At 67.1% G+C, this 25004-nt stretch carries 30 protein-coding genes; 16 read left to right on the top strand and 14 right to left on the bottom strand.

Annotated elements, in window-relative coordinates:
• Window positions 1–107 precede the first annotated feature (107 nt).
• From ACU0DV_RS13040 to ACU0DV_RS13020, 5 genes are all read left to right on the top strand, one after another.
• Window positions 108–1403 (top strand): NAD(P)/FAD-dependent oxidoreductase, encoded by a 1296-nt coding sequence (locus ACU0DV_RS13040; protein WP_370311399.1) that lies wholly within the window; start codon window positions 108–110, stop codon window positions 1401–1403.
• Window positions 1400–2173 carry a DUF1365 domain-containing protein gene (locus ACU0DV_RS13035; RefSeq protein ID WP_446241570.1) on the top strand — a complete coding sequence of 258 codons (774 nt, stop codon included), beginning with the start codon at window positions 1400–1402 and terminating at the stop codon, window positions 2171–2173. Before ACU0DV_RS13040 ends, ACU0DV_RS13035 begins: the two co-directional genes overlap by 4 nt.
• The gene (locus ACU0DV_RS13030; RefSeq protein WP_446241684.1) at window positions 2173–2736 is read left to right on the top strand and encodes a DUF3833 family protein; all 564 of its coding nucleotides are present in this window, start codon (window positions 2173–2175) and stop codon (window positions 2734–2736) included. The genes ACU0DV_RS13035 and ACU0DV_RS13030 overlap by 1 nt, the downstream gene beginning before the upstream one ends.
• Window positions 2733–3464 carry an SDR family NAD(P)-dependent oxidoreductase gene (locus tag ACU0DV_RS13025; RefSeq protein WP_100928502.1) on the top strand — a complete coding sequence of 244 codons (732 nt, stop codon included), beginning with the start codon at window positions 2733–2735 and terminating at the stop codon, window positions 3462–3464. Before ACU0DV_RS13030 ends, ACU0DV_RS13025 begins: the two co-directional genes overlap by 4 nt.
• 65 nt (window positions 3465–3529) lie before the next feature.
• Window positions 3530–3859 (top strand): DUF3775 domain-containing protein, encoded by a 330-nt coding sequence (locus ACU0DV_RS13020; RefSeq protein WP_100928501.1) that lies wholly within the window; start codon window positions 3530–3532, stop codon window positions 3857–3859.
• Between the two features lie 25 nt (window positions 3860–3884).
• On the opposite strand, the gene ACU0DV_RS13015 is transcribed toward ACU0DV_RS13020, so the two are convergent.
• On the bottom strand, window positions 3885–5138 hold the full coding sequence (locus ACU0DV_RS13015) for a DNA polymerase IV (RefSeq protein WP_100928500.1): 1254 nt from the start codon (window positions 5136–5138) through the stop codon (window positions 3885–3887).
• Window positions 5139–5233: 95 nt separating this feature from the next.
• On the opposite strand from ACU0DV_RS13015, the gene ACU0DV_RS13010 reads away from it, so the two are divergent.
• Genes ACU0DV_RS13010 through ACU0DV_RS13000 form a run of 3 tightly spaced genes read left to right on the top strand, consistent with a single transcriptional unit; the run spans window position 5234 to window position 6820 of the window.
• Complete coding sequence (locus ACU0DV_RS13010; protein WP_446241569.1) at window positions 5234–6130, top strand: SPFH domain-containing protein; 897 nt, start codon at window positions 5234–5236, stop codon at window positions 6128–6130.
• Window positions 6127–6393 (top strand): NfeD family protein, encoded by a 267-nt coding sequence (locus tag ACU0DV_RS13005; RefSeq protein ID WP_100928498.1) that lies wholly within the window; start codon window positions 6127–6129, stop codon window positions 6391–6393. Before ACU0DV_RS13010 ends, ACU0DV_RS13005 begins: the two co-directional genes overlap by 4 nt.
• Window positions 6386–6820 (top strand): NUDIX hydrolase, encoded by a 435-nt coding sequence (locus ACU0DV_RS13000; RefSeq protein WP_446241568.1) that lies wholly within the window; start codon window positions 6386–6388, stop codon window positions 6818–6820. Before ACU0DV_RS13005 ends, ACU0DV_RS13000 begins: the two co-directional genes overlap by 8 nt.
• Window positions 6821–7137: 317 nt before the next feature.
• On the opposite strand, the gene ACU0DV_RS12995 is transcribed toward ACU0DV_RS13000, so the two are convergent.
• Both ACU0DV_RS12995 and pyrF read right to left on the bottom strand, forming a co-directional pair.
• Complete coding sequence (locus tag ACU0DV_RS12995; RefSeq protein WP_446241567.1) at window positions 7138–7416, bottom strand: hypothetical protein; 279 nt, start codon at window positions 7414–7416, stop codon at window positions 7138–7140.
• A gap of 380 nt (window positions 7417–7796) precedes the next feature.
• On the bottom strand, window positions 7797–8552 hold the full coding sequence (pyrF, locus tag ACU0DV_RS12990) for an orotidine-5'-phosphate decarboxylase (protein ID WP_370311393.1): 756 nt from the start codon (window positions 8550–8552) through the stop codon (window positions 7797–7799).
• Between the two features lie 272 nt (window positions 8553–8824).
• On the opposite strand from pyrF, the gene clpB reads away from it, so the two are divergent.
• A complete protein-coding gene (clpB, locus tag ACU0DV_RS12985) occupies window positions 8825–11437 on the top strand; it encodes an ATP-dependent chaperone ClpB (RefSeq protein WP_446241566.1) in 2613 nt (870 codons plus the stop codon).
• A gap of 169 nt (window positions 11438–11606) precedes the next feature.
• On the opposite strand, the gene ACU0DV_RS12980 is transcribed toward clpB, so the two are convergent.
• Window positions 11607–11954, bottom strand: a complete 348-nt coding sequence (locus tag ACU0DV_RS12980; protein WP_100928494.1) for an antibiotic biosynthesis monooxygenase family protein — start codon at window positions 11952–11954, stop codon at window positions 11607–11609.
• A complete protein-coding gene (locus tag ACU0DV_RS12975) occupies window positions 11951–12274 on the bottom strand; it encodes an NIPSNAP family protein (RefSeq protein ID WP_100928493.1) in 324 nt (107 codons plus the stop codon). The genes ACU0DV_RS12980 and ACU0DV_RS12975 overlap by 4 nt, the downstream gene beginning before the upstream one ends.
• A 73-nt stretch (window positions 12275–12347) precedes the next feature.
• On the opposite strand from ACU0DV_RS12975, the gene ACU0DV_RS12970 reads away from it, so the two are divergent.
• Window positions 12348–13031, top strand: coding sequence for an ArsR/SmtB family transcription factor (locus tag ACU0DV_RS12970; protein WP_100928492.1), 684 nt, complete (start codon window positions 12348–12350; stop codon window positions 13029–13031).
• A 208-nt stretch (window positions 13032–13239) separates the two neighbouring features.
• Here the strand turns inward: ACU0DV_RS12970 and ACU0DV_RS12965 are convergent, their stop codons facing one another.
• Together ACU0DV_RS12965 and ACU0DV_RS12960 are read right to left on the bottom strand one after the other, a co-directional pair.
• Window positions 13240–13869 carry a LysE family translocator gene (locus ACU0DV_RS12965; protein WP_198521853.1) on the bottom strand — a complete coding sequence of 210 codons (630 nt, stop codon included), beginning with the start codon at window positions 13867–13869 and terminating at the stop codon, window positions 13240–13242.
• Between the two features lie 89 nt (window positions 13870–13958).
• On the bottom strand, window positions 13959–14282 hold the full coding sequence (locus ACU0DV_RS12960) for an ArsR/SmtB family transcription factor (RefSeq protein ID WP_446241565.1): 324 nt from the start codon (window positions 14280–14282) through the stop codon (window positions 13959–13961).
• A 125-nt stretch (window positions 14283–14407) separates the two neighbouring features.
• On the opposite strand from ACU0DV_RS12960, the gene arsB reads away from it, so the two are divergent.
• A complete protein-coding gene (gene arsB / locus ACU0DV_RS12955; protein ID WP_446241564.1) occupies window positions 14408–15451 on the top strand; it encodes an ACR3 family arsenite efflux transporter in 1044 nt (347 codons plus the stop codon).
• A 10-nt stretch (window positions 15452–15461) separates the two neighbouring features.
• Here the strand turns inward: arsB and ACU0DV_RS12950 are convergent, their stop codons facing one another.
• Window positions 15462–15716 (bottom strand): DUF167 domain-containing protein, encoded by a 255-nt coding sequence (locus ACU0DV_RS12950; RefSeq protein ID WP_446241563.1) that lies wholly within the window; start codon window positions 15714–15716, stop codon window positions 15462–15464.
• A gap of 100 nt (window positions 15717–15816) precedes the next feature.
• On the opposite strand from ACU0DV_RS12950, the gene ACU0DV_RS12945 reads away from it, so the two are divergent.
• The gene (locus ACU0DV_RS12945) at window positions 15817–16395 is read left to right on the top strand and encodes a nitroreductase family protein (protein ID WP_446241562.1); all 579 of its coding nucleotides are present in this window, start codon (window positions 15817–15819) and stop codon (window positions 16393–16395) included.
• On the top strand, window positions 16392–17093 hold the full coding sequence (locus ACU0DV_RS12940; RefSeq protein ID WP_446241561.1) for an EI24 domain-containing protein: 702 nt from the start codon (window positions 16392–16394) through the stop codon (window positions 17091–17093). The genes ACU0DV_RS12945 and ACU0DV_RS12940 overlap by 4 nt, the downstream gene beginning before the upstream one ends.
• Window positions 17094–17305: 212 nt before the next feature.
• Here the strand turns inward: ACU0DV_RS12940 and ACU0DV_RS12935 are convergent, their stop codons facing one another.
• Window positions 17306–17593 carry a DUF1467 family protein gene (locus tag ACU0DV_RS12935; RefSeq protein ID WP_100928486.1) on the bottom strand — a complete coding sequence of 96 codons (288 nt, stop codon included), beginning with the start codon at window positions 17591–17593 and terminating at the stop codon, window positions 17306–17308.
• The gene (gene mce, locus ACU0DV_RS12930; RefSeq protein WP_100928485.1) at window positions 17593–17997 is read right to left on the bottom strand and encodes a methylmalonyl-CoA epimerase; all 405 of its coding nucleotides are present in this window, start codon (window positions 17995–17997) and stop codon (window positions 17593–17595) included. Before mce ends, ACU0DV_RS12935 begins: the two co-directional genes overlap by 1 nt.
• 200 nt (window positions 17998–18197) lie before the next feature.
• Between mce and ACU0DV_RS12925 the strand changes: the two genes are divergently transcribed.
• A complete protein-coding gene (locus tag ACU0DV_RS12925; protein ID WP_446241560.1) occupies window positions 18198–18914 on the top strand; it encodes a response regulator in 717 nt (238 codons plus the stop codon).
• Between the two features lie 22 nt (window positions 18915–18936).
• Here the strand turns inward: ACU0DV_RS12925 and ACU0DV_RS12920 are convergent, their stop codons facing one another.
• Entirely contained in the window at window positions 18937–20151 is a 1215-nt protein-coding gene (locus tag ACU0DV_RS12920) for a DUF1501 domain-containing protein (protein WP_100928483.1), read from the bottom strand.
• Window positions 20152–20155: 4 nt separating this feature from the next.
• Window positions 20156–21544 carry a DUF1800 domain-containing protein gene (locus ACU0DV_RS12915; protein WP_446241559.1) on the bottom strand — a complete coding sequence of 463 codons (1389 nt, stop codon included), beginning with the start codon at window positions 21542–21544 and terminating at the stop codon, window positions 20156–20158.
• 282 nt (window positions 21545–21826) lie between these two features.
• Between ACU0DV_RS12915 and ACU0DV_RS12910 the strand changes: the two genes are divergently transcribed.
• Together ACU0DV_RS12910 and ACU0DV_RS12905 are read left to right on the top strand one after the other, a co-directional pair.
• Window positions 21827–22303 carry a hemerythrin domain-containing protein gene (locus ACU0DV_RS12910; RefSeq protein WP_283981520.1) on the top strand — a complete coding sequence of 159 codons (477 nt, stop codon included), beginning with the start codon at window positions 21827–21829 and terminating at the stop codon, window positions 22301–22303.
• Window positions 22304–22437: 134 nt separating this feature from the next.
• Window positions 22438–22674 (top strand): hypothetical protein, encoded by a 237-nt coding sequence (locus ACU0DV_RS12905; RefSeq protein WP_157814954.1) that lies wholly within the window; start codon window positions 22438–22440, stop codon window positions 22672–22674.
• Window positions 22675–22886: 212 nt separating this feature from the next.
• On the opposite strand, the gene ACU0DV_RS12900 is transcribed toward ACU0DV_RS12905, so the two are convergent.
• Both ACU0DV_RS12900 and aspS read right to left on the bottom strand, forming a co-directional pair.
• Window positions 22887–23033: a hypothetical protein gene (locus ACU0DV_RS12900; protein WP_446241558.1), complete on the bottom strand. Its 147-nt coding sequence runs from the start codon at window positions 23031–23033 to the stop codon at window positions 22887–22889.
• Window positions 23034–23155: 122 nt separating this feature from the next.
• Window positions 23156–24937 (bottom strand): aspartate--tRNA ligase, encoded by a 1782-nt coding sequence (gene aspS, locus ACU0DV_RS12895; RefSeq protein WP_446241557.1) that lies wholly within the window; start codon window positions 24935–24937, stop codon window positions 23156–23158.
• Window positions 24938–25004: the final 67 nt, after the last annotated feature.

Below are 25004 nucleotides of genomic sequence, written 5' to 3'. Positions count from 1 at the left end.
CCGCCGCGCGGGCGGCGTCAGTTTTTCCTTGCAAGTCACGGCTTAAAGTCATCCGTCCAGAGGGCTGTTGCGTAGACAACAGGCCAGTCATCAAGAAGGACCTGCCCATGCCGTTCGAAAACAGCCCGCTCGCGCCACGCCGCATCGCCGTCATCGGAGGCGGCATCTCCGGCCTCGGCGCGGCGTATATGCTGGCGGAGGACGCGCATGTCACCGTGTTCGAGGCAGAGCCGCGCCTTGGCGGGCACGCCCGGACCCGGATGGCGGGCAAGCGGGGCGACCAGCCGGTCGACACCGGCTTCATCGTTTTCAACTACGCCAACTACCCCCTTCTGACGCGCCTCTTCGACGACCTGGACGTGCCGGTGACCCCCTCGGACATGAGCTTTTCCGCCTCGCTCGGCGGCGGGCGCATGGAATACGGGCTGCGGAACCTGAAGGCGATCTTCGCCCAGAAGCGCAACCTGGGGAACCCGAAGTTCTGGGGGATGCTGCGCGACGTGATGCGGTTCAACGCCCGCGCGGTCGAGGTCGCTCGCGACCGCAGCCTGACGCTGGGCCAATTCCTCGACGTGCTGGGCACCGGGGCGTGGTTCCGCGACTACTACCTCTTGCCGCTGTCCGGCGCGATCTGGTCGACGCCGACCGAGAAGATCATGGATTTCCCCGCCCACGCGCTTGTCACCTTCTTCCAGAACCACGCGCTGCTCAGCGCCACCGGCCAGCACCAGTGGTGGACGGTGCAGGGCGGATCGGTGGAATACGTGCGGCGGCTGACCGCGGCGCTTGTGGCGCGCGGCGCGACGCTCCGCCCCGACACGCCGGTGCAGGCGGTGCGGCGCGCGGGCGGCAAGGTGCGGATCAAGGTGCCCGGCGCCGACTGGGACACCTTCGACGAGGTGGTGATGGCCACCCATGGCGACACCTCCCTGCGCCTGCTCGAAGACCCAAGCGTCGAGGAACGCGCCGCCCTGTCGAAGGTCGCCTACCAGCCGAACCGCGTCGTCCTGCACGCCGACGAGACTTTGATGCCGAAACGCCGCGCCGCGTGGTCGTCGTGGAACTACACCGAAGCCGCCGACAAGACGGTCGAGACCATCGACCTCACCTACTGGATGAACCGCCTCCAGCCGATCCCGGAAGAGGACCCGATGTTCGTCACCCTCAACAGCACCCGCCCGATCCGTGAGGACCTGATCTACGACGAGGTCATCCTGCGGCACCCGGTCTACGACGAGGGCATGTTGCAGGCGCAGGCTCAGGTCGCCCGGTTCAACGGCGCGCAGAACACGTGGTTCTGCGGAGCATGGATGCGCAACGGTTTCCACGAGGACGGGCTGGCCAGCGCGGCCGACGTGGCAGAGGCGATCCGCGCGGGCAACCGGCTCGGGGCGGTGGCATGACCGTCGACCTCATCCAGGCCCATACGTGGCATGGGCGGAAGGGGGCGCTGGAAAACGCCTTCCGCTATTCCGTCGACTACGTGCTCTTCGATGCGGAGGCGAAGGTGAAGGGCCCGCGGCTGTTTTCCCGCAACCGGCGCAACGTCGCCTCCGTTCAGGACAGCGACCACGGCGGCCCGCCGAAGCACGGGCGCGGTGCCCCCTGGGCGCGCGAGGTGCTGGACCGCCATGGCATCGCGGCGAAGGGGCCGCTGATGCTGCTGACCCAGCCGCGCATCCTTGGCCACGTGTTCAACCCGGTGTCCTTCTGGCTGGCCTATGACGGCGACGCGCTGAAGGCGGTGATCGCCGAGGTCAGCAACACCTTCGGCGACCGGCACTCCTACCTCTGCCACAAGCCGGACGGCGCGCCCATCGGGCCGGGCGACGAACTGGCGGCAGAGAAGGTCTTCCATGTCTCGCCGTTCCAGCCGATTGCCGGGGGTTACACCTTCCGCTTCGACATCACGGCAGATCGGATCGGCATCTGGATCGACCTCGACCACGACGGCGGCGGCCTGATCGCTACGCTGGTCGGTCCGCGCAAACCGCTGACCAGCGGGCACCTGCTCTGGACCCTGTTGCGCCGTCCGTTCGGGTCGCGCCGGGTGCTCGCGCTGATCCACTGGCAGGCGCTGAAGCTGTGGTGGAAGGGCGCGCGCTACCGCAACCGCCCCGAACCGCCGAAGCCCGAGGTCTCCGGCCCGCATCACGAAAGGAAAGCCGCATGATGACGGCCGTCTGGCTCCTGACCGGCGGGTTCGTGGCGCTGGCCCTCGTCTGGCTCCGCGACCGGCTGGCGGGGTTCTCCGCGCAGCGCCCCGCCGACTATGCCGATGCCCCCGGCGAAGCGATGGACATCCGCCGCCACCTGAACGGCGCGCTGGAGGCGGAGGGCGTGATCTACGGGCCCACCGGCCGCGTCACATCCCGCTTCCGGGGCGATTTCGTCGCCACTTGGGAGGGCAACACCTGCGTCCTGCACGAACGCTACCTCTATGCCTCCGGCGTGGAGGAAGAGCGCGCCTGGCACCTCACGCTCGGCAACGACGGCCGCATCCGCGCCACGGCAGCGGACGTGGTGGGCGAGGGCCGCGGCCGGCAGAGCGGCCCGTCCGTGCAGATGCGCTACCGGCTGCGCCTGCCGGAGGACAAGGGCGGCATCGTGCTGAACGCCACGGACTGGATGTATCTCACCCCGGACGGGACCATCGTGAACCGCTCGCAGTTTCGGAAGTTGGGTCTGAAGGTTGCTGAACTCGTGGCGGTCATGCGCCGCAAGGAGGTTGTGTGAGAGACTGGAACGGAAAGCGCTACTGGATCGTGGGCGCAAGCGAAGGACTGGGCGCCGCACTGGCCCACAGGCTGAGCGAGGCGGGCGCCGAACTGATCCTCTCGGCCCGGTCGGAGGACAAGCTGCGCGCGCTGGCCGACAAGCTGCCCGGCAAGGCCGAGGTGGTCCCCGTGGATGTCACCGACGCCGAGGCGCTGGAAGAGGCCGCGCAGAAGATCGGGACGTTCGACGGCGTGGTGCAGCTTGCGGCGGTCTACTGGCCCTTCGGCGGCAAGGAATGGGAGGCGGAGCACGCCAATCTCATGGCCGACGTCAACTTCGGCGGGGCGATGCGGCTGGTGGGCGTGGTGGTGCCGCGCTTCGTGGCGCGCGGGTCCGGGCACATCGTGCTGACCGGGTCGCTGTCTGGCTATCGCGGCCTGCCGGGGGCCGCGGCCTATGTCGCGACCAAGTCGGGCATCATGGCGCTGGCGGAATCGCTTTACGCCGACCTCAAGGGCACCGGCGTCGACGTGCAGCTTGTGAACCCGGGCTTCATCCGCACGCAGCTGACCGAAAAGAACGACTTCAGGATGCCCTTCATCATGGAGCCCGAAGAGGCGGCGGACATCGTCTTCCGCCACATGAGCGGCAACAGCTTCCAGCGCGCGTTTCCTCGCATGTTCAGCCTGTTGTTCCGCGGCAGCCAGTTTTTGCCGGATTGGCTCTATTTCCGGCTGTTTGCTTAAGATCAAGGTGCCGTACCTCTTTTCGGTGCAGTGTCCGCCCTGATCAGACAGTGAAGGATGACCGCATGGACCAGATCAGCACAAGACAAGTGGCGGCCGTGATTCTCATGGCGCGCGAAATCGAACGGGGCGAGGGCGAGCTGCGCGGCCTGATCGACCGGATGGACGAAGAGGAAGCCGCGGCGCTGACCGCGATCATGTGGATCGGGCGCGGCTCGTTCGAGCCGGAGGAATTCGACGAGGCCTACCGCACCGCGCTGGCAGAGGCGACGGCGCCCACGTCGGACTACCTGATCGGCACGCCGCACCTCGCCGACAACCTTGAGGCCGGGCTGGACGCGCTGGGGTACAGCGTCACCGAGGAAGAAGACGACCTGATGCGGCGCGGCGCCTGACAGGGGCACACCGCCCCGCACGCCGTCAGCGCAGCGCGCGGCCCTTCAGGATCGCCTCGCTGCCGAAACGGGCGCGGATCTCGTCGGCGGCACGCTCCGCCTTTGCCCGCGCACCGGCCTGCGGATCGAGCAGATCGCCCGCACGATCCGCCTGGGCCTCGGGGACGAGGTCCGACAGACCCACGCCGATCAGCCGCCACGGCCCCGGTTCCTTCACCTGGTCGAACAGTGCACGGGACGCCCGGTAAAGCCGGTCGGCCATCTGCGTCGCGTCCGGCAGGGTCATCCGCCGGGTGAGGATGCTGAAATTCGTGCGCCGCAGCTTCAGCGTGACGGTGCGGCCGGCCATGCCCTTCGCCTTGGCGCGGTCCGTGGTCTTTTCCGACAGCCGCCACAGATGCCCGTCGAGGATATCCGCATCGGCGGTGTCCTCGTTGAAGGTCGTCTCGTTCGAGATCGACTTCACCGGCGCGTTGCGCGTGACCCGCCTGTGATCCTCGCCCCGCGCAAGGTGCCACAGCCGCGTGCCCATGGCGCCGAACCGCGCCTCGAGATCGCGGCGGTCCCAGCGCAAGAGGTCCTCGAAGGTGCGGATGCCCGCGCGGTCGAGGCTCTCCTGCCCGGCCTGACCCACACCCCACAACATGCGCACCGATTTCGGCCTGAGAAACGCCTGCGTCTCCGCCTTGCCGATCACGGCAAACCCGCGCGGCTTGTCGAGGTCGGAGGCGATCTTGGCCAGGAACTTGTTGTGCGACAGCCCGATGGAGCCGGTCACCCCCAGCTCTGCCTGCATCCGCTTGACCAGACGCGCCAGCATGACGGCGGGCGGCGCGCCGTGCAGCCGCGTGGTGCCCGACAGGTCCATGAAGGCCTCGTCCAGCGACAAGGGCTCGATCGCGGGGGTCAGCTCTTCCATCATGGCGCGGATCTGGCGCGAGACGCCGACATAGACCTCCATCCGGGGCCTGATGATGACCGCGTCGGGGCAGAGCTGCAGCGCCTTGAACATCGGCATGGCCGAACGCACGCCGCGGATGCGCGCCACGTAGCAGGCGGTCGACACCACCCCGCGCCGCCCGCCGCCGATGATCACCGGCTTGTCGGCCAGTTCCGGATTGTCGCGCTTTTCGACCGAGGCATAGAAGGCGTCGCAATCCATGTGCGCGATGCTCAGCTCGGCCAGCTCCGGATGGGCGATCACGCGCGGCCGCCCGCAGGCGGGGCAGCGCGGTCCGCTGTCAAAGAGGGTCAGGCAGTCGCGGCACAGCGCGGGCATGGTCGGGTTATCCTTGCCGGGTCACCGGATAATCTGGCGCAAATCTCCGGCCATGCTTACATAAGTCGAAGATTATTTCCGAGAAAGGTCCTTCGATGCCCATTGAGTCGCTGATCGCCGAATTCCTCGGCGGGAACATCGTGTTCCTCCTGCTGGCGGTCTTTATCCTGCTTTGCATTTTCCTCGGCGTGCGGATTGTCCCGCAGTCCGAAAAACACGTGGTCGAACGCTTCGGCCGGCTGCGCGCGGTCCTCGGGCCGGGGATCAACTTCATCGTGCCCTTCCTCGACAAGGTCCGGCACAAGATATCGATCCTCGAACGCCAGCTGCCCACAGCCTCCCAGGACGCGATCACCATGGACAACGTGCTGGTGGAGGTGGAGACCTCGGTTTTCTACCGCATCCTCGAACCGGAAAAGACCGTCTACCGCATCCGTGACGTGGACGCGGCCATTGCCACGACCGTCGCAGGCATCGTCCGCGCCGAGATCGGCAAGATGGAACTGGACGAGGTGCAGTCGAACCGCGCCCGCCTGATCGCCGAGATCAAGATGCTGGTGGAGGACGCCGTCGACAACTGGGGGATCGAGGTGACGCGGGCCGAGATCCTCGACGTGAACCTCGACCAGGCGACGCGCGACGCGATGCTCCAGCAGCTCAACGCCGAACGCGCCCGCCGCGCGCAGGTGACGGAGGCCGAGGGCAAGCGCCGCGCGGTCGAACTCGCCGCCGACGCCCAGCTTTACGCCGCCAAGCAGGAGGCTGAGGCGCGCCGCATCACCGCCGACGCCGAAGCCTACGCCACCGAGGTCGTGGCCAAGGTCATCCGCGAAAACGGCGTCGAGGCCGCGCAATACGAGGTCGCGCTGAAGCAGGTCGACGCCCTGCGCCGCATGGCCGAGAAGGGCGGCACGCAGACCATCGTCCTGCCGTCGAGCGCGATCGAGGCCTTCGGCAACGCGTTCAAGCTGTTCAAGGGAAGCACGTCATGAGCTGGGACACCTGGTGGCTCTGGATCGCGGGGGGCATCGTCCTCCTGATCGTCGAGGTGCTGGCGCCGGGGTTCATCGCCCTCGGGCTGGCGGTCGGCGCCTTCATCGTCGGGTTCCTGCTGCTGGTCACGGGTCTGGGCTCTCTGCCGCTGACGCTGCTGATCTGGGCGGTGGCCTCGCTTGTCGCGTGGCTGGTGATCCGCAAGCTCGCCGGAGAGCGCAAGGGCCAGGTGAAGATCTGGACCACCGACATCAATGAATAGCCGCCGCCGGTTCTATGGCGCCAAGGTGATGCTGTTCGCCGGGGACGACCTGCTTGTCCTGCGCCGCGACTTCGCGCCGGGGCTGGCGTGGCCGGGGATGCTGGACTTCCCCGGCGGGGTGGCAGAGGGCGACGAGGACCCCGTCGCCTGCGTCCTGCGCGAAACCCGCGAAGAGCTGGGCCTGACCCTCGACCCCGGCCTGCTGCGCTGGGTGCACCTGCGCGACGCAGGCGGGCGCAGAAGCTGGTTCTTCGCGGCCCACGGCCCGGCCGGTCTGGTGGACGAGGTGCGTTTCGGCGGCGAAGGTCTGGAATGGGCCGCCATCCCGCCCATGGATTTCGTCAACGCCCCGGATGCCGTCTGGCCGTTCCGCGGCATCCTCGCCAACTACCTTGCTTCGGAAAAGAAAAAACCGGGACGTGCCTGAATTGGGCACGCCCCGGCAGTTTGTCCGGGTCTCAAGGGGACAGTAGAGATCCCGGAAGGCAGGCCCATACAGGCGCATGGGCTGCAGGCAGATCGTGCCGCGCAATGCCGGTGAAGGAAGGCGCGGCGGGAATGGGTCTCCCGCTGGGGGAGAAAAGGCCGGGGGCCGCGAAAGGCAGCGTGCGGCGCCCCGGCAGTCAGACCGCTCCCCGAGGGACAGAAGGGGTTCGGTCAGGCAGGCTCATACAGGCGTATGAGCGGCAGGCAGCAGGTGTCGCGCCGGATGCCATCGACAGCGCGACGAAAGACGGAAACGGATCAGGCGGCGTGCGGCATGTGCGACGCCATCGGGCTGCGCGGCGGAACAATCGGCTTGCGCAACTCGCGCGACTTCAGCGCGGCGCGGTCGCCCATCGCCATCAGTGCCGTGTTCAGCAGTCCGCGCGACGCGGCCTCGAAATCGGTGGTCATCGGCGCGGAGAAGGTGCTGGCCACGCGCACCCGTCCACCCGGCGTGTGAAGGGTCACAATGGCCTCGAAGCACTGTTCGGCGGCGTTGTAACGGACGTCGTGAATTCGGGGTGTCATATCGCTCATAACCTCAACCCTTTTTTGTAACGGGCCCCACTTTCGGCCCCTGTGTATACATAACGTAAGAAGTTGTGGATAAGTTTCATCGCGGAATCAGGTATGGAATTTCCCCATGACTCCAATGTGTAAGCGGAAGTCAGCGCAGGATTCGGCGCCTTTTTGCCCATCGTTGACCGGACGACAGCCGTTGCATCACGACCACGTGTCAAATTATTTCGAACCTGAGCCACGTTTATCTCCGTCAGACCGGCATTTCTGCACTTCTTACGGTGGAAAAACGCGAACCTTCCCGAATCGGTTCCAAAATCGACCAGATATAGCGATAGAGTCGCCTGAATCCTGCTGGATCTAGGCGGCTCACATGTTTCAGGGCGTGATTGAAATGATCAGGAGTTCGCGCGCTGCGCCTGGGGCGAGCGGAGCTCGGCCACGATGGCCTCGGCGGCCTTCCGGGGCGATGCGGCGCGGTGCACCGGGCGGCCGACCACGATGTGATCCGCGCCGTCGCGAATCGCCTGGGCCGGGGTTGCGATGCGTTTCTGGTCGCCCACGTCGGCCCCGAAGGGGCGCACGCCCGGCGTGACGATCAGGCGGCCCTCGGCCTCCGGCAGGGCGCGGACCAGCGCCGCCTCGTTCGGCGAACAGATCACCCCGTCCGCCCCGGCATCGAAGGCGCGCCCGGCCCGTTCGCTCACGAGGTCCGGGATGACGCCATCCTTGATGAGCGCGGAGTCGAGGTCGTCCCGGTCCAGCGAGGTCAGCACCGTGACGGCAAGGATCTTCAGGTCGGACCCGGCGGCGCCCTCCTTGGCGGCGCGGACCACGTAGGGGTCGCCGTGCACCGTCAGGAAGTCGAGGTCGAACTGCGCGATGCCCCGCACCGCCGCCTCGATGGTGGCGCCGATGTCGAACAGCTTCATGTCGAGGAAGATGCGCTTGCCGTGCTCGGCCTTCAGCTCGTTCGCCAGCGCGAGCCCGCCGCCGGTCAGCATCCCCAGCCCGATCTTGTAGAAGGACACCGCGTCCCCCAGCTTCTGCACGAGGTCGATGCCCTCCAGCACGTTCGGGACGTCCAGCGCCACGATCAGCCGGTCGTCGGCGGCGGTGGGGGCGTTCTGTTCGGTGGCGCGGGCAAGGGTCATGGCGGGGCTCCTGAGGTTTTCCCCATGTGACCGCCCCGACGAGTCGCGTCAAGCGCGCCGGGGGTCGTGACGGCCCGGGCGCCGCGGGTTTGCCGACCGGGCCGGGGCACCCGCGCCCCGTCGCATCGGCCGCACCATTCGCGTTGCATTTTTGCAACGAATATCTTGAAGGGCCGCGCGAACACGCCCATTTAGGATGTGAGGCCCAGATGGCCGGGCGCTGCCTTGTGCAGGCGCGGTCGCAACAGGGTGCTTGTGCAAAGGAGAGTAAGATGAACTTGGACAAGTTCACGGAGCGTGCGCGCGGCTTCATTCAGGCGGCGCAGACCATCGCGATGCGGGAGAGCCACCAGAAGCTGGCCCCGGAGCACCTTCTCAAGGCGCTTATGGACGATGAGCAGGGGCTTGCAACCAACCTGATCGCAGCTTCCGGCGGAGAGCCGAAGCGCGTTGTGCAGGTGCTGGATACCAAGCTGGCAAAGATTCCCAAAGTGTCCGGCGATGCCGGGCAGGTGTACCTCGATTCCGCCACCGGCAAGGTGCTGGACGAGGCAGAGAAGATCGCCAAGAAGGCCGGCGACAGCTTTGTCCCGGTGGAGCGGATGCTCATGGCGCTGGCCATGGTGAAATCCCCCGCCAAGGAGGCGCTGGAAGCGGGCAAGGTCACGCCGCAGGGTCTGAACACGGCCATCAACGACGTTCGCAAGGGGCGCACGGCGGACAGCGCCAATGCCGAAGACAGCTATGAGGCGCTGAAGAAGTACACGCTGGACCTGACGGAGCGCGCCCGCGAGGGCAAGATCGACCCGATCATCGGACGGGACGAGGAAATCCGCCGGACCATGCAGGTGCTCAGCCGCCGGACCAAGAACAACCCGGTGCTCATCGGTGAGCCGGGCGTCGGCAAGACCGCGATCGCGGAAGGCCTCGCCCTGCGCATCATCAACGGCGACGTGCCCGAAAGCCTGAAGAACAAGCGTCTTCTGGCACTCGACATGGGTGCGCTCATTGCCGGTGCGAAGTACCGCGGCGAGTTCGAGGAACGCCTGAAGGCGATCCTGTCGGAGGTCACCTCGGCCGCCGGCGAGATCGTGCTCTTCATCGACGAGATGCACACGCTGGTCGGCGCGGGCAAGGCGGACGGCGCGATGGATGCGTCGAACCTGCTGAAGCCGGCCCTGGCGCGGGGCGAGCTGCACTGCGTCGGCGCGACCACGCTGGACGAGTACCGCAAGCACGTCGAGAAGGACGCGGCGCTGGCGCGGCGTTTCCAGCCGGTCATGGTCGAGGAGCCGACGGTCGACGACACCATCTCGATCCTGCGCGGCATCAAGGAGAAGTACGAACTGCACCACGGCGTGCGGATCGCCGACTCCGCGCTGGTGGCGGCGGCACAGCTGTCTCACCGCTACATCACCGACCGCTTCCTGCCGGACAAGGCCATCGACCTGATGGACGAGGCCGCCAGCCGTCTGCGGATGGAGGTGGACTCGAAGCCGGAAGAACTCGACGCGCTCGACCGCGACATCCTGCAGAAGCAGATCGAGGTCGAAGCTCTGCGGTCCGAGGACGATCAGGCTTCGAAGGACCGGCTCGAGAAGCTGGAGAAGGACCTGGCCGACCTGCAGGAGCAGAGCGCGGAGATGACCGCGCGCTGGCAGGCGGAGCGTGACAAGCTGGCCTCGGCCAACGACCTGAAGGAGCAGCTCGACCGGGCCCGCGCCGAACTCGAGCAGGTGAAGCGGCAGGGCAACCTCGCCCGCGCCGGGGAACTGTCCTACGGCATCATCCCGGGGCTGGAGAAGCAGCTGGCCGAGGCCGAGGCGTCCGACGACGTCATGGTCGAGGAAGCGGTGCGCCCGGACCAGATCGCCTCTGTCGTGGAGCGCTGGACCGGTATCCCCGCCGGCAAGATGCTGGAGGGCGAGCGCGAGAAGCTGCTGGGCATGGAAGAGAACCTGCATCGCCGGGTTGTCGGCCAGAACCAGGCGGTGACCGCCGTTGCGAATGCCGTGCGCCGGGCGCGTGCGGGTCTCAACGACGAGAACCGTCCGCTGGGCAGCTTCCTGTTCCTCGGCCCCACCGGCGTCGGCAAGACCGAGCTGACGAAGGCCGTGGCAGAGTTCCTGTTCGACGACGACTCGGCGATGGTCCGCATCGACATGTCGGAGTTCATGGAGAAGCACGCGGTGGCCCGCCTGATTGGCGCGCCTCCGGGCTACGTGGGCTACGACGAGGGCGGTGTCCTGACCGAAGCCGTGCGGCGGCGTCCGTATCAGGTGGTGCTGTTCGACGAGGTCGAGAAGGCGCACCCGGACGTGTTCAACGTGCTCTTGCAGGTGCTCGATGACGGTATGCTGACCGACGGTCAGGGCCGCACCGTGGACTTCAAGCAGACGCTGATCGTGCTGACGTCGAACCTGGGCTCCCAGGCCCTCAGCCAGTTGCCCGACGGCGCTGACGGCGGCCAGGCCAAGCGTGACGTGATGGACGCCGTGCGCGCCCATTTCCGGCCGGAGTTCCTGAACCGTCTCGACGAGACGATCATCTTCGACCGGCTGAAGCGCGAGGACATGGGCGGCATCGTGGAGATCCAGCTCCGCCGTCTGCTGAAGCGCCTCGCGGCCCGCAAGATCCGGCTGGAGCTGGACGATGCGGCCAAGGCGTGGCTGGCGGACGAGGGCTACGACCCGGTGTTCGGTGCGCGTCCGCTCAAGCGGGTGATCCAGCGCGCCCTGCAGGACCCGCTGGCAGAGATGCTCCTGTCCGGCGACGTGAACGACGGCGACGTGGTTCCGGTCTCTGCCGGGGCAGAAGGCCTCCTGATCGGCGACCGCGTCGGCGCCACCAACCGGCCCAAGCCGGACGATGCCGTGGTGCACTGATCCGGACGCCGGACGGCTACGAGAAAGGCGGGGGAAACCCCGCCTTTTTTCATGCAAAGTACTCCTGCAATCCAGGAAGCGGTTCGTACTCCAATGACCGCTTCGAGCCCATTTCGGTTAGGTTTCCGCTGTGCCGCGAACGTGGGCTTGGTCAGTGAGTGGACCGAACTCAGGTCGCATGCGCTTTGCTGCTGTCAGCCGGAGCTTGGGCCCGGTCGAACATGCCGTAGTCCCGGATCACGCTGGCGATCCGCAAGCGGTAGTCATCGAAGACCCCACTGCGCCCCTTCGTTTGTGCGCCTCGATGGGCATTGAGGGTGCGCCAGTGTGTGATCGCGTCTTCATCCTCGAAGAACGACAGGGACAGGATCTTGCGCGGATCGGTCAGGCTCTGGAACCGCTCGACCGAGATGAAACCTTCGACATCATCGAGCATCGGACGCATCTCGGCAGCGATGTCGAGGTACTCGTCCTTGCGACCCTCCGCCGGTTCGACCTCGAAAATGACGGCGATCATGCGCCGTCTCCATGCGACGCGGAAGCGAGTTTGAGCCAGGTCCTGTCTTCCCGGAGCAGGAACTTCTCCTTCTGGGCGAACTCGTAGTTCTCGCGGCCTAGCGGGTCGGCGGCAAGACGCGCGCGGTAGGCTTCGTAGTCTGCAAGGCTCGCGACATTGTAGATGCCGTAAGCGAGCGTGGATGACCCTTCGTGCGGGGCGTAGTAGCCGATCAGGTCGGCTCCACAGCGCGGGATCGCCTGCCCCCAATTGCGGGAATACTCCTCAAACTGGGCTTTTTTCGTCGGATCGATATGGTAGCGGATTACGCATGTCAGCATGATGGACTCCTTGCAGCGTGTCCTCCGACCATAGCCGGTTGCTTTCTGCAGATGCTTCGATCAAGATCGAACTATGAAAGAAGGTCCGGATATCGCGCGAATAGCTGCTTTGATCGGCGATCCCGCCCGCGCCAACATGCTGACCGCGCTCATGAGCGGGAAAGCCCTGACGGTCAGCGAACTGGCGGAAGAAGCGGGAGTGACGGTCCAGACCGCCAGCTCGCACCTGTCGAAGCTCGATGATGGCGGCTTGTTGAGGCCCCGGAAACAAGGACGACACAAGTACTTCGCGCTTGCCAGTGACGAGGTGGCCCATGTGCTCGAAGGTTTGATGGGTCTCGCGGCGGGGTCGGGTCATTTGCGCAAACGCACCGGCCCGCGGGATGCGGAACTGCGCCAGGCGCGTGTCTGCTACAACCATCTCGCCGGGGATATGGGCACACAGATGTTCGACAGCCTTATCGCGCAGGGGCATCTGGTCCAGGGTGGCGAAGACCTGAGACTGACCGAGACCGGGGCGGCATTCTCCGCCGAATTTGGCATCGACGTCGCGGGCCTGCGCAAGGCGCGCGCGCCTGTTTGCCGAGAATGCCTCGACTGGAGTGAACGGCGGTCGCATCTGGCGGGCAGCTTGGGGCGCGCATTCCTCGGTCGGTTCGAGGAGCTGTCCTGGGCCAAGCGGGATCAGAAAACCCGGATCGTGACCTTCTCTCGGAATGGAGCAGTGGAATTCAACAAACTCTTCCCGGTGAACTGAGAACCGCTACGGATTGCACCAAGGCAGCCAACGGATGAATGGCGGGATTGTCCGCCAAGCCGACCTCTGCAGCCAGATACCGGAGCTTTCTCCGGGAGCATGACGTCCTGGCCAAAGTTCATCCCGCATGCACGGCATCAGCCTAAGCCAATGGCTGGGGGACCCTCCGCCTCTTCCCCTGTGCTCCCGCTTGCGCAATGGCCGCAGATCACTTCTGCGGCTGGAAATCCTTGCTGGCCAGCAGCCCGGCAGCGGCGATCATCAGCGCGCCGCACACCTTGTTCACCAGCCCGAAGGAATACCGCTTCAGCACGGCCGCCGCCCGGATGCCCAGCCAGCCCCACAGCAGCAGGATCGCCCCGTCGACCGCCAGGTAGGTGACCCCGAGGATCAGAAGCTGCGGCAGCACCGGCGCGCCGGGGTCGATGAACTGCGGGAAGAGCGCGCCGAAGAACACCACGGCGAAGGGGTTCGCCATGGAGGTGACGAAGCCCTGCCGGAACAGGCGGAAGGACTGGCCGGAGGCATTGGCCGACACGTCCCCGGCCCGCTCCTTCGCGAGGACAAGCTGCACACCGATCCACAGCAGGTAGGCGACGCCAAGCCACTTGATCCAGAGGAACGCGCTGGCCGAGGTGGCGATGATCGCGGCCAGCCCGAAGGCCGCTCCGGTCATCTGCAGGCAGTTGGCCGTCAGGTCCCCGGCGATGGTGAACACGCTCCGCCGCAGCCCGTGGCGCACGCTGTTCGAGATGATGAGAAGCTGGCTGGTGTCGGGTGGCGTCGCGAAGAACACCGCCACGGCGGCCAGGTAGATCAGGTACGTCTCCATCGGCATGGCCGCGGTCCTTCCGGTTGCTCGCAGCCATGCTAGGCCCTGCGCGGCACAGCCGTCAAACCGCATGTCCTTCCGCACGGGCGCGGGGGTCAGCGCAGCGGCAGGCCGATCCCGGCGCAGGCCGCCGCATCGCCGCCGCAGCAGTCCTCCAGCAGGAAGGTCACCAGCCCGTTCACCGCCTCGAAATTCGGCGCATACAGCACCTCGCGGTGCTGGCGCGTCGCCGTCACGAGGCCCGCGCGTTTCAGCACCGACAGGTGGCCCGACAGGGTCGAGGGCTTGAGATCCAGAAGCCGCCCCACCTCCATGGCGGGCGTCCCCTCCGGTCCTCGCTTCACCAGCAGACGGAACACCGACAGCCGCACATCGTGCGCCAGTGCGGTGAAAGCGTCCGTTGCATTGGCCTGATCCATGTTTCGTGAATACGCGAAATGACGAAGCTTGACAAGATCGGCGGGCGGGGGCTACACCGCCCTCAATTCGGGATTCCGCGAAATGACACCATCATGACAGCCCGCAGACCGGGCCGGAGGGAACGATGAGCGACGCCGCCGAACCGCAACCCATGGGCCCCTTCGAACGCCTGCTGACCCTCTGGGTCGCGCTCGCCATGATCGCCGGCATCGCGGTCGGCGTTGTGGCGCCGGGGCTGGTGCAGGCCATAGCAGCGGCCGAGGTCGCCTCCATCAACCTTGTCGTGGCGGTGCTGATCTGGGCCATGGTCTACCCGATGATGGTCGGCGTCGACTTCGGCGCGGTGGCGGGCGTGGCCAGGCAGCCGAAGGGCCTTCTGGTGACGCTGACGGTCAACTGGCTGATCAAGCCCTTCACCATGGCGCTGCTGGCGGTGCTGTTCTTCGACCACATCTTTGCGCCGTGGATCGCGCCCGAGGACGCCTCCCAGTACATCGCCGGGCTGATCCTGCTGGGCGCCGCACCGTGCACGGCCATGGTCTTCGTCTGGTCGCAGCTCACGCGCGGGGATGCGACCTACACGCTGGTGCAGGTCTCGGTGAACGACCTCATCATGGTCGTGGCCTTCGCGCCAATCGTGGCGCTGCTCCTGGGCGTGACGGAGATCGCCGTGCCCTGGAACACGCTGGTGCTGGCGACGGTGCTTTACGTCGTGCTGCCGCTGATCGCCGGGCTGATCACCCGCCGCGTGCTGGGGTCGGACGCCGCGATCGACGCCTTCTCGGCCCGGGTCAAACCGCTGTCGATGATCGGTCTCGTGGCAACGGTCGCGATCCTCTTCGGCCTGCAGGGCGAGGTCATCCTGAGCCGTCCCGTGGTCATCGCCCTGATCGCCGTGCCGATCCTGATCCAGAGCTACGGCATCTTCGCGCTGGCCTACGGCGCGGCCTTCCTGCTCAAGGTCCCGCATCGCATCGCCGCCCCCTGCGCGATGATCGGCACGTCGAACTTCTTCGAACTGGCGGTGGCCGTGGCGATCTCGCTCTTCGGGCTGAACTCCGGCGCGGCGCTGGCCACCGTGGTCGGCGTGCTGGTCGAGGTGCCGGTGATGCTGTCGCTCGTGGCCTTCGCCAACCGCACGCGGGCGCGCTTTCCCGGCGCGGCCTGACGGGCCGGGCTCACAGCACCCGGAACACCTTGTCGCGCGAGGTCTCTCCGCGCACCAGCTCCAGCCGCGACTTCGGCACGCCAAGCGCCTTGGCCAGCAGCTTCACCACCGCCGCCGTCGCCTTGCCGCCTTCTGGCACCGTGGTCACGTAGACCCGGAGCGCGACGCCGTCCCGTTCGACCGCGGTGCGCGACGCCTTGGGCGTGACGCGCACCGCGAGGGTCGCGCCGGGCACGGCAAGGTCGGAGAGATCGGGCGGTTTCATGGGGCGGCGCTAGCATCCTGACGACAAACCCGCAACTTTCCCGGTTGAATCCCGGGCGCTCAGGGCTTTGATACCATCCGACAGGACAAGGAGACGTCACATGCCCACCCCGAACCCGGAAGCCATGGACTTCCTTCTCACCCGCCGCTCGCGTCCCTCCAAGACGCTGACCACGCCCGCCCCCGACCGCGCCACGCTGGAGACGCTGCTGACCGCCGCCGCCCGCTCGCCCGACCATGGCAAGCTGGAGCCGTGGCGCTTCATCGTGCTGTCGGGCGACGCGCTGAAGCGCATGGCCGACGCGGTAGAGGCCACCGGCCAGCGGCTTGGAAAGGACGAACCCACCATCGCCAAGGCGCGCGCGGCCTTCGACGACAGCCCGCTCTGCGTCGCGGTGATCGAGGTGCAGAAACCCTCCGACAAGATCCCCGCCATCGAACAGACCTATTCCGCGGGGGCCGTCTGCCTCGCGCTGCTGAACGCGGCGCTGGCCAGCGGCTGGGGCGCGAACTGGCTGTCGGGCTGGGCGAGCCACGACGCGGACTTCCGCCGCGACGCGCTGGGACTGGCCGAGAACGAGACCATCGCGGGCTTCGTCCACATCGGCACGGAAACCTCCACGCCGCCGGACCGGCCGCGCCCGGACCTCGGCGCCATCACCACATGGGTCGACGCATGATCTTCGACGCCTTCTTCAAGGCGGTGGGCCAGATGGGCGACCCGCGCTTCCGCTCCGTGCTGCTGCGCGGGGTGGGGATCACGGTGCTGGTGCTCTTCGCCTTCGCCGCGCTGATGGTCTGGGGCGCGGGCTGGCTGGTGGGCGACAGCCTGACCCTGCCGTGGATCGGCACGATCACCTGGGTCGACAACGTGCTGAGCTGGGCCATGGTGCCGGTGACGATGGTGGCCTCCGTCTTCCTGATGGTGCCCGTGGCCTCCGCCGTGACGGGGCTCTTCCTTGAAGAGGTCGCGCAGGCGGTGGAGGACGTGCACTACCCTGAGGCCGGCCACGCCGCCTCCGTCCCGTTCTCGGAAAGCGTGATGGACGGGCTGGGGTTCCTGGGCACGATGGTGCTGGCGAACCTGGTGGCGCTGGTGCTCTACCTGCTGTTCGCCCCCTTCGCGCCGTTCATCTTCTGGGGGCTGAACGGGTTCCTGCTGGGCCGGGAATACTTCATCCTCGCCGCCATGCGCCGCGTCGGCCGGGTGGAGGCGAAGCGGCTCTGGCGCAGGCACCTGACGACGATCTGGGCCGGGGGCGTGCTGATGGCGATGCCGCTGTCGGTGCCGGTGGTGAACCTGCTGATCCCGGTGCTGGGGGCGGCGACCTTCACCCACATCTTCCACGGGCTGAACCGGGGCAGGGGCGGCGCATAGCCCCGCCCTACATCCCGCCGGTCCCGGAACGAAAGGGGGGAGCATGACCGGAGGACGTCGCAGGCTGGCGCGCCCCCGTCCGGGGCATCGCGTGCCAACCGCCAACTGCGGAACCGCCGTAGGGCGGGGCTCTGCGCCGCCACCGCCCGAAGGTCACCACACTCAGCAGACCGCCCCGCGATACGCCATGCAGGGCGGGGCTCCGCGCCGCCTTACTGGCCGTCCAGCGGCGCCATCCGGTTGAACATCCAGCCGTCGATGTCGCGCACCGTGATCGCGCCGGAGAGGATGGTGCCCGCGATCACCGCCCAGAGCACCAGCGAGATCCCCGTGGTGATCAGCGCCTTCTTCTTCAGGTTATGGACCTCGGGGCTGCCCGCATGGGTGCCCTCGACCACCTGGCCCACGTCGCCCTGCGTCTTCAGTCGCACCGGAATCACGCAGAGGAACGTCATGAACCAGATGACGGCGAACAGCACCAGTCCGGAGGTGACACCCATCAGACCTGCTCCAGTTCCACGAGGCAGCCGTTGAAGTCCTTGGGATGCAGGAACAGCACCGGCTTGCCGTGGGCGCCGATCTTCGGCTCGCCCGTTCCCAGCACCCGCGCGCCCGACGCCTTCAGGTGATCGCGCGCGGCGAGGATGTCTTCGACCTCGTAGCAGACATGGTGAATGCCGCCAGAGGGGTTCTTGTCCAGGAACCCCTTGATCGGGCTGTCGTCGCCCAGCGGATACAGCAGTTCGATCTTGGTGTTGGGCAGTTCGATGAAGACCACCGTGACCCCGTGGTCGGGCTCGTCCTGCGGCGCGCCGACCTTGGCGCCCAGCGCGCTGCGGTACTGTTCAGAGGCCGCCTCCAGATCCGGGACGGCAATGGCGACATGGTTGAGACGACCGATCATTCCTGAACTCCTGTCTTGGGCTGACATCTTATGCCCGTGCGGACCCGCGCAAGACAAGCGCCACCCGGCGCCCCGCGACAACAGGCGCCACCCCCGCGCCCCGGCTCGCCCCGCCCTGTACCGCCCCGCAACCGTGCTTAACCGCTTGTTCACCAGCCAGGCGGCATCATGACCGGCGACTCGATCAACAGGAGGGACGAATGGACCGCAACGACCACCTCGCCGCGCACAGGCGGCCCACCGCCACCCGGCCGCTTCTCGGCCTCACCATCCTCGTGGTCGAGGACAGCCGTTTTGCCTGCGACGCCATGCGGCTCTTGTGTCTGCGCTCCGGCGCGCGCATCCGCCGGGCCGACTGCCTGAGATCCGCCCGCCGCCACCTGCAGGTCTACCGGCCCAGCGTGGTGATCGTCGACCTCGGCCTGCCCGACGGATCGGGGGCAGAGCTGATCTCGGAACTGGCCATCGCTTGCCCGCGGGTGGACGTGCTGCTCGGCACCTCCGGCGACAGCTTTGCAGAGGAGGTGGCGCTGGCCGCCGGGGCCGACGGTTTCCTGGCAAAGCCCATCTCGTCGGTGACGGGGTTCCAGAACGCGATCCTCTCGGCCCTGCCGCCCGAACGGCAGCCCACCGGCCCGCGGCTGGTGATCGACGACCCGATCCTGCCCGACCCGCTGGCCTATCGCGACGACATGGCCCATGCCGCCGACGTGCTGGACGACCGGGACGACGAACGCTCCATCCGCTATGTCACGCAGTTCCTGACCGGGGTGGCGCGCAGCGCCGGCGACCGGGCGCTGCAAAGCGCGGCAGAGGATCTGGCCGACGCCCGCCGCTCCGGCCGGCCGACGCAAACCAGCCTCGCCCGCGTCGCGGCACTTGTTCAGGACCGGCTGACCGACCGGCTGGCGATGTAGGCCGTCAGGCGACGCCGAAGCCCTAAAGCAGCAGCCCCGGATCGGCGCCCATGTCGAGCCCGGGGAAGATCGTGCGCTCCACGTCCGTAATCCCGGTGCCGTAAAGCCCGCGGATCAGCCATCCCAGGTGGGCGCGCAGGTCGCGCGTCGGCATCAGGTCGCGCCGGGCGTAAAGGTCGGCCTCCGCCAGCCCCGGCCAGTCGCCATGGACCTTGCCGCCGCGCAGCGCGCCGCCCGCCAGCAGCATCGCCCCCGCCGTCCCGTGGTCGGTGCCCGCGTTGCCGTTCAGCCGGGCGGTGCGCCCGAACTCCGTCACGGCGGCCACCACGGTCTTGCCCCACGTCGCCGCGCCCATGTGTTCCTTCAGCGTCAGAACCGCGGTCGAGAGCTGCTCCAGCGCCGCCTCCAGCAGCTTGTCCTGCCGGGCATGCGTGTCCCACCCGTTGATCGAGAAGGTGGCGATCGCCGCGTCGTTGCGCAGCTTCTTGCCCGCGAATTCCGCCATGCGGGCCACCGCATCGGAATTGCGTGCGGCCTTCATGTCCTCGACCATGCCGCCCATCATCGCCTCTGCGTCGCCGTCGAAGGCAACGCCGTCGCCGTCGCTGCCGGCCAGCGCAAAGGCCTCGGCCAGCGCGGCGCTCATCATCGGGTCGTCGCGCATCACCAGCTCCGCCAGCCGGATCGCCTGCGGCGACAGGGCCAGGTCGGCATCCGGCGTCCAGCGCGTCATCGGGGCGGGCCCGTTCAGGATGGCGAGGGGATCGTTGCCGACCGCATAGGCGGTCTCGGCCACCGCACCGGGCAGGAGGCCGGTCAGCCGGTTCAGCCAGCCGTCGCGGGCCTGCCCGACATTGCCTTCGCCCAGGCCCGCCTCAAGCAGGTCCTGCCCGTCGAAATGGCTGCGCTTGTCGCGGTAGGGGGTCGACACCGCATGTACGAAGCTCAGCTCGCCTGCGGTCCAGAGCGGCAGCAGCCGCCGCGCGCCCCTGTGCAGGGCAAAGAACCCGTCGAGGTCCGCCGCCCCCTTCGGTCCGATGCCGGGCGCGCCGCGCAGGGCGGCATAGCCCGGGTCGCCGTAGGGCGCGACCAGCCCCATGCCGTCCATCCCGCCGCGCAGCAGGATCACCACCAGCCGCCGGTCCCCGGGGACCGAGGCAAAACTCACCGGGGTCACCAGCGGCGAGGCCGCCAGCGAACATCCCACAAGACCCGTCAGAAATCCGCGCCGATCCATCCGCTCACATCCTCTGAAACGCCGGGCTTGCCAGCACCAGCCCGATTCCGTCCGCCCGGCTTTCGGCGGCAGAGGCGGCAAAGCGCACCGCCTCCGGCGCATCCGGTCCCAGCGCCACCTCGACGAAGTCACGCGGGTCGGGCAGGTCGTCCAGCATGATCTGCGGCATGGTCACCGCCCATTGCAGCCGCGCGGCGATACCCTGCGGCGTGATCCACGCGTCGTCCTCTTCCGGCAGGCCGTCCGGGCCGTCGGGTTTCTGCCAGACATGGCCCATCAGCATCAGCGGCCGCTGGATGCGCAGCCGGAAATCGCGCTCGCTCAGGTCTGCCAGCGCCGCGTGCGGCACATCGAGCGCCCGGCACGCGGACGAGATGAAGTCGAACGGCTGCTTGACGTTCGCGCCCTCCGGCCGCCAGGCCGCCGGGTGCCGCAACAGCGCCTCGTAGACCGAGGGCAGGTCGCCCGAGGTCTCCGTCCAGACGCCTTCCAGCTCGGCCACCAGCGCGGGGTCGGGGGTGTCCGATACGAAATGCATCGCCAGCTTCCACGCCAGGTGCCCGGCGACCGAGGGGTGGTTGGCGATGTCGCGCAGCGCCGTCTCCAGGTCCCGGAAGGTCGCGTTCTTCGTGCCGCCGTAAGTCTTGCCCAGCACCGTCTCGGCGCCCGGTTCCGCCCAGCCCTTGACGAACTTGCGCCCGTTCTGCGGGTCGAAGGTCAGGCCGGTCATCAGCTCGGCCAGCTCGCGCACATCCGTCTGGGTGTAGGGCGCGCCGACACCCAGCGTGTGCAGCTCCAGCACCTCGCGGGCGAGGTTCTCGTTCATGCCGCGCTTGTCGGGCCGCTTCAGCGTCGCCGGCGATGCCGGCCCGGTGGACCGCGTCTGGTCGAGGTAATCGACCATCACCGGGTGCGTCACCGCCTCCACCAGCAGGTCCTCGAACCGGCCCATGATCCGCGGGCGCAGCGCGCTTTGCATGTAGGGCGAGGACGACCGCCGCATCAGCGCGTTCTTGCCCGTCGCGGTGAAATGGTCGGCCCAGAAGAACTCCAGCCGTTCGCGGAAGCCCGACTCGGTGTGGACCCGGCGCGAGATATGCGCCGCCATCCAGTGCAGCCATGCCTCGCGCGCCTCGCGCTGCATCAGCCGGGTCTGCTTCTTCAGGCCGGTGCCTTCCTTCGTCTCGCCCTGCTTGCGCGCACGCTTCGCCAGCTGGCGGTATTCGGCCATCCGGGTCAGGAAGGCGGGGAACGGTTCGATCGGGAACCGCTCGGACATGACGTCCGGCGCGCGCAGCCCGGACATCATCGCCGCCACGTCCGCCGGGGGCGCGATGCGGGGCGACAGCCCGCAACCGAATCGTTTTTCTGCAAGGACTGCATCGAAGGACATGGAAGCCTCCTGCTCGTAGCGCCTCACCCGGCCCGGCGTGTCCTGCATCGTTGGTCGGCAGGGCGTTCGGGTGCCCGGGGTCGCCATCCCCCGGCGGGCCATTCCGGCTGGGCCGGCACAGTCCTGAATCTAGACCCGCCCGGGCCGCCCGCCAATACGCCCCTCCGGGCCAAGGCGGGAAATCGCCTGCAGATCCGGAACCTGACGCGGGTTTGTGCGTTCTGAACGCGAAAACGCGCGAATGAGCCGCGGCATGAAAGCGAAAACAGCCAGGGGAGCCAAATGACCGACATCTACACCGCCATCAAGTCCGACCACGACAGGCATCGGGACCTGCTGGAGACGATCTCCGACACCTCCGGCGCCTCGGACGAGCGCAAGGCGGCATGGGACGAGTTCTACCATGACGTGAAGGCTCACGCCGCGGCGGAAGAAGAGACATTCTACTCCAAGCTGATCTCCAAGACCTGGGGTCAGGACGCCGCACGGCACTCCGTCCACGAGCACCAGCAGCTCGACGACCTGATGGAAGAGCTCAACGAGATGGACATGTCCTCCTCGGGCTGGCTGACCAAATTCAAGACCCTCCGGCACGACTACGAACACCACGTCGACGAGGAAGAAGACGAAGTTTTCTCGCGCGCAAAAGAGGTTATCGACGACTCGGAGATCAAGGGATACGGCGAGCGCTTCCTCAAGCGGAAGCAGGAAGAGGCCGGTCTGATCGACGAGAAGCGCGAGGATTCGCTCGAAGACTGAGCGAAACCTATACGATTGGGGTGCGGGCTATACAAAAGTTAACAAACCGCTATTTCCGCACCCTTTTGCCGCAATCGCGCCACAATTGCCTTACAATCTCCAATTGCAGATACAACCGCAGACGGAGTTATGAAATGGCAACTCAAGTCGCTCTGATGGTTTCGGGGGCAATTCTGGCGCTGATGTTTCCGCTCTTCATGCTGAAGTGTTTCGTCAAACGGGCCTTCATGCGGAAGTACGGTCCCGAGGCTGCGGAAAGCTGCAACGACAAGATGCGCTTCGCGCTCGTCACCACCGCAACGCTGGCGATGGTCTTCGCGGTGCTGACGCTGGACCCGCAGATCCTGGCGCCGGGCAGCGGCCTGCACTGACGGGCTGCGCCTGCGATGCGTGCAACGGGGGTTGGCACGGATCGGACGCACAGACGGCCCGGCGCGGGTGCGGCGGATGGAAAACGAAAGCCCGGTCAGGCGGCAGGCCAGCCCGGGACGCACACAAGGAAGGATACGCGACCTCATGCACCGGCGTGACGTCGCAGGTGCCAAGGGCCCCATGGCGGGCGCTCCCGGCACCGGGACAACAGTTATGCAGCCGTGTTCGGATCGAACGAGTTGACGGATTTCACCGTGATCGCTTTCGGACCGATCAGCAGCGAGGACTGCGGCCAGATGTGCTTCAACTGGGTGGGCAGGTCGCAGTCCTCAATTATACAGCCGGATTTTCGGCGCATATGTCCGCGGGTGCCGGGGGGTCTCCGGCGGAATACTCTCTCTCCCTCCGTAAACGAAAAAGGGTGCCTCCCCGGAGGCACCCTTTCACTTTGTCACTTGCGCAGAGGCCTATGGCCCGGGCTCACTCGCGCGGCATGATCCGCAGGCCCAGCTCCATAAGCTGATCGCTGGTCGGATCGGAGGGCGCGTTCATCATCAGGTCCTCGGCGCGCTGGTTCATTGGGAACATGATGACCTCGCGGATGTTCGACGTACCCGCCAGCAGCATCACGATCCGGTCGATGCCCGCGGCGCAGCCACCGTGCGGCGGGGCGCCGTAGTGGAACGCGTTGAACAGCGCACCGAAGCGCGCCTTCACCTCGTCCGCACCGTAGCCCGCCAGTTCGAAAGCCTTCAGCATCACCTCCGGCTTGTGGTTCCGGATGGCGCCGGACACCAGCTCGTAGCCGTTGCAGGCGAGGTCGTACTGGTAGCCCTTCACCGCCATCGGATCGCCTTGCAGCGCCTCCATCCCGCCCTGCGGCATGGAGAACGGGTTGTGCTCGAAGTCGATCTCGCCGGTTTCCTCGTCCTTCTCGTAGATCGGGAAATCCACGATCCACGCAAAGGCAAAGCGGTTCTCGTCGATGAGGCCCAGGTCGTGGCCCAGCACGTCACGCGCGCGGCCGGCGACCTTCTGGAAGGAGGCGGGCTTGCCACCCAGGAAGAACGCCGCGTCGCCGACACCAAGGCCAAGCTGCTCGCGGATCGCCTCGGTGCGCTCCGGCCCGATGTTCTTGGCCAGCGGACCGGCGGCTTCCATGCCCTCGCCCTGATCGCGCCAGAAGATGTAGCCCATGCCCGGCAGGCCCTCTTTCTGGGCCCAGGCGTTCATCCGGTCGCAGAACTTGCGGCTGCCGCCCGTTGGCGCGGGGATGGCGCGGATCTCGGTGCCCTCTTGCTCAAGCAGCTTGGCGAAGATGGCAAAGCCGGAGCCGCGGAAGTGCTCGGACACGTCCTGCATCACGATCGGGTTGCGCAGGTCGGGCTTGTCGGTGCCGTACTTCAGCGCCGCTTCCTTGTAGGGGATCTGCGGCCAGGTTTCAGGCGCGTCCACCGACTTGCCGCCGCCGAATTCCTCGAAGACGCCGGCGATTACCGGGGAAATCGTGTCGAACACGTCCTGCTGCTCCACGAACGACATCTCCAGGTCGAGCTGGTAGAAGTCGGTGGGCGAGCGGTCGGCGCGCGGGTCCTCGTCGCGGAAGCAGGGCGCGATCTGGAAATACTTGTCGAAGCCCGACACCATGATCAGCTGCTTGAACTGCTGCGGCGCCTGCGGCAGCGCGTAGAACCGGCCCGGATGCAGGCGCGACGGCACGAGGAAGTCGCGCGCGCCTTCGGGCGAGGAGGCGGTGATGATCGGCGTCTGGTACTCGCGGAAACCCTTGTCCCACATCCGCTTGCGCATCGACGCCACCACGTCCGAGCGCAGCGTCATGTTGCGCTGCATGTTCTCGCGGCGCAGGTCGAGGTAGCGGTACTTCAGGCGCGTCTCCTCGGGGTATTCCTGTTCGCCGAAGACCATCAGCGGCAGTTCCTGCGCCTGGCCCAGCACCTCGAGGTCACGGACGAAGACCTCGATCTCGCCGGTCGGCAGCTTGGGGTTCACCAGCTCCGGGTCGCGCGCCTTCACGTTGCCGTCGATGCGGATGCACCATTCGGAGCGCACCTTCTCCACGTCCTTGAAGGCCGGGCTGTCGGGGTCGCACAGCACCTGCGTGGTGCCGAAGTGGTCGCGCAGGTCGATGAACAGGATGCCGCCGTGGTCTCGGATGCGATGCACCCAGCCCGACAGGCGCACGGTCTCGCCCACGTTATCCTTGGTCAGATCGGCGCAGGTGTGGCTGCGGTAGGCGTGCATGACGGCTCCCCTCAAAAAGCGGCTTGATCAGGCGCCGATACACCGTTCCAGCCCCGGGAAGTCAAGA

Source organism: Sagittula sp., assembly GCF_052825245.1.
Note: the sequence above shows the minus strand (reverse complement) of the source record. Positions and strands in the feature narration are given on the sequence as shown.

Bases quoted from the DNA above. Each gene is read 5' to 3' on its own strand.
- ACU0DV_RS13040 (WP_370311399.1), top strand. From the start codon at position 108: ATGCCGTTCGAAAACAGCCCGCTCGCGCCACGCCGCATCGCCGTCATC.
- ACU0DV_RS13035 (WP_446241570.1), top strand. From the start codon at position 1,400: ATGACCGTCGACCTCATCCAGGCCCATACGTGGCATGGGCGGAAGGGG.
- ACU0DV_RS13030 (WP_446241684.1), top strand. From the start codon at position 2,173: ATGACGGCCGTCTGGCTCCTGACCGGCGGGTTCGTGGCGCTGGCCCTC.
- ACU0DV_RS13020 (WP_100928501.1), top strand. From the start codon at position 3,530: ATGGACCAGATCAGCACAAGACAAGTGGCGGCCGTGATTCTCATGGCG.
- ACU0DV_RS13015 (WP_100928500.1), bottom strand. From the start codon at position 5,138: ATGCCCGCGCTGTGCCGCGACTGCCTGACCCTCTTTGACAGCGGACCG.
- ACU0DV_RS13010 (WP_446241569.1), top strand. From the start codon at position 5,234: ATGCCCATTGAGTCGCTGATCGCCGAATTCCTCGGCGGGAACATCGTG.
- ACU0DV_RS13005 (WP_100928498.1), top strand. From the start codon at position 6,127: ATGAGCTGGGACACCTGGTGGCTCTGGATCGCGGGGGGCATCGTCCTC.
- ACU0DV_RS13000 (WP_446241568.1), top strand. From the start codon at position 6,386: ATGAATAGCCGCCGCCGGTTCTATGGCGCCAAGGTGATGCTGTTCGCC.
- ACU0DV_RS12995 (WP_446241567.1), bottom strand. From the start codon at position 7,416: ATGAGCGATATGACACCCCGAATTCACGACGTCCGTTACAACGCCGCC.
- pyrF (WP_370311393.1), bottom strand. From the start codon at position 8,552: ATGACCCTTGCCCGCGCCACCGAACAGAACGCCCCCACCGCCGCCGAC.
- clpB (WP_446241566.1), top strand. From the start codon at position 8,825: ATGAACTTGGACAAGTTCACGGAGCGTGCGCGCGGCTTCATTCAGGCG.
- ACU0DV_RS12980 (WP_100928494.1), bottom strand. From the start codon at position 11,954: ATGATCGCCGTCATTTTCGAGGTCGAACCGGCGGAGGGTCGCAAGGAC.
- ACU0DV_RS12975 (WP_100928493.1), bottom strand. From the start codon at position 12,274: ATGCTGACATGCGTAATCCGCTACCATATCGATCCGACGAAAAAAGCC.
- ACU0DV_RS12970 (WP_100928492.1), top strand. From the start codon at position 12,348: ATGAAAGAAGGTCCGGATATCGCGCGAATAGCTGCTTTGATCGGCGAT.
- ACU0DV_RS12965 (WP_198521853.1), bottom strand. From the start codon at position 13,869: ATGCCGATGGAGACGTACCTGATCTACCTGGCCGCCGTGGCGGTGTTC.
- ACU0DV_RS12960 (WP_446241565.1), bottom strand. From the start codon at position 14,282: ATGGATCAGGCCAATGCAACGGACGCTTTCACCGCACTGGCGCACGAT.
- arsB (WP_446241564.1), top strand. From the start codon at position 14,408: ATGAGCGACGCCGCCGAACCGCAACCCATGGGCCCCTTCGAACGCCTG.
- ACU0DV_RS12950 (WP_446241563.1), bottom strand. From the start codon at position 15,716: ATGAAACCGCCCGATCTCTCCGACCTTGCCGTGCCCGGCGCGACCCTC.
- ACU0DV_RS12945 (WP_446241562.1), top strand. From the start codon at position 15,817: ATGCCCACCCCGAACCCGGAAGCCATGGACTTCCTTCTCACCCGCCGC.
- ACU0DV_RS12940 (WP_446241561.1), top strand. From the start codon at position 16,392: ATGATCTTCGACGCCTTCTTCAAGGCGGTGGGCCAGATGGGCGACCCG.
- ACU0DV_RS12935 (WP_100928486.1), bottom strand. From the start codon at position 17,593: ATGGGTGTCACCTCCGGACTGGTGCTGTTCGCCGTCATCTGGTTCATG.
- mce (WP_100928485.1), bottom strand. From the start codon at position 17,997: ATGATCGGTCGTCTCAACCATGTCGCCATTGCCGTCCCGGATCTGGAG.
- ACU0DV_RS12925 (WP_446241560.1), top strand. From the start codon at position 18,198: ATGGACCGCAACGACCACCTCGCCGCGCACAGGCGGCCCACCGCCACC.
- ACU0DV_RS12920 (WP_100928483.1), bottom strand. From the start codon at position 20,151: ATGGATCGGCGCGGATTTCTGACGGGTCTTGTGGGATGTTCGCTGGCG.
- ACU0DV_RS12915 (WP_446241559.1), bottom strand. From the start codon at position 21,544: ATGTCCTTCGATGCAGTCCTTGCAGAAAAACGATTCGGTTGCGGGCTG.
- ACU0DV_RS12910 (WP_283981520.1), top strand. From the start codon at position 21,827: ATGACCGACATCTACACCGCCATCAAGTCCGACCACGACAGGCATCGG.
- ACU0DV_RS12905 (WP_157814954.1), top strand. From the start codon at position 22,438: ATGGCAACTCAAGTCGCTCTGATGGTTTCGGGGGCAATTCTGGCGCTG.
- ACU0DV_RS12900 (WP_446241558.1), bottom strand. From the start codon at position 23,033: ATGCGCCGAAAATCCGGCTGTATAATTGAGGACTGCGACCTGCCCACC.
- aspS (WP_446241557.1), bottom strand. From the start codon at position 24,937: ATGCACGCCTACCGCAGCCACACCTGCGCCGATCTGACCAAGGATAAC.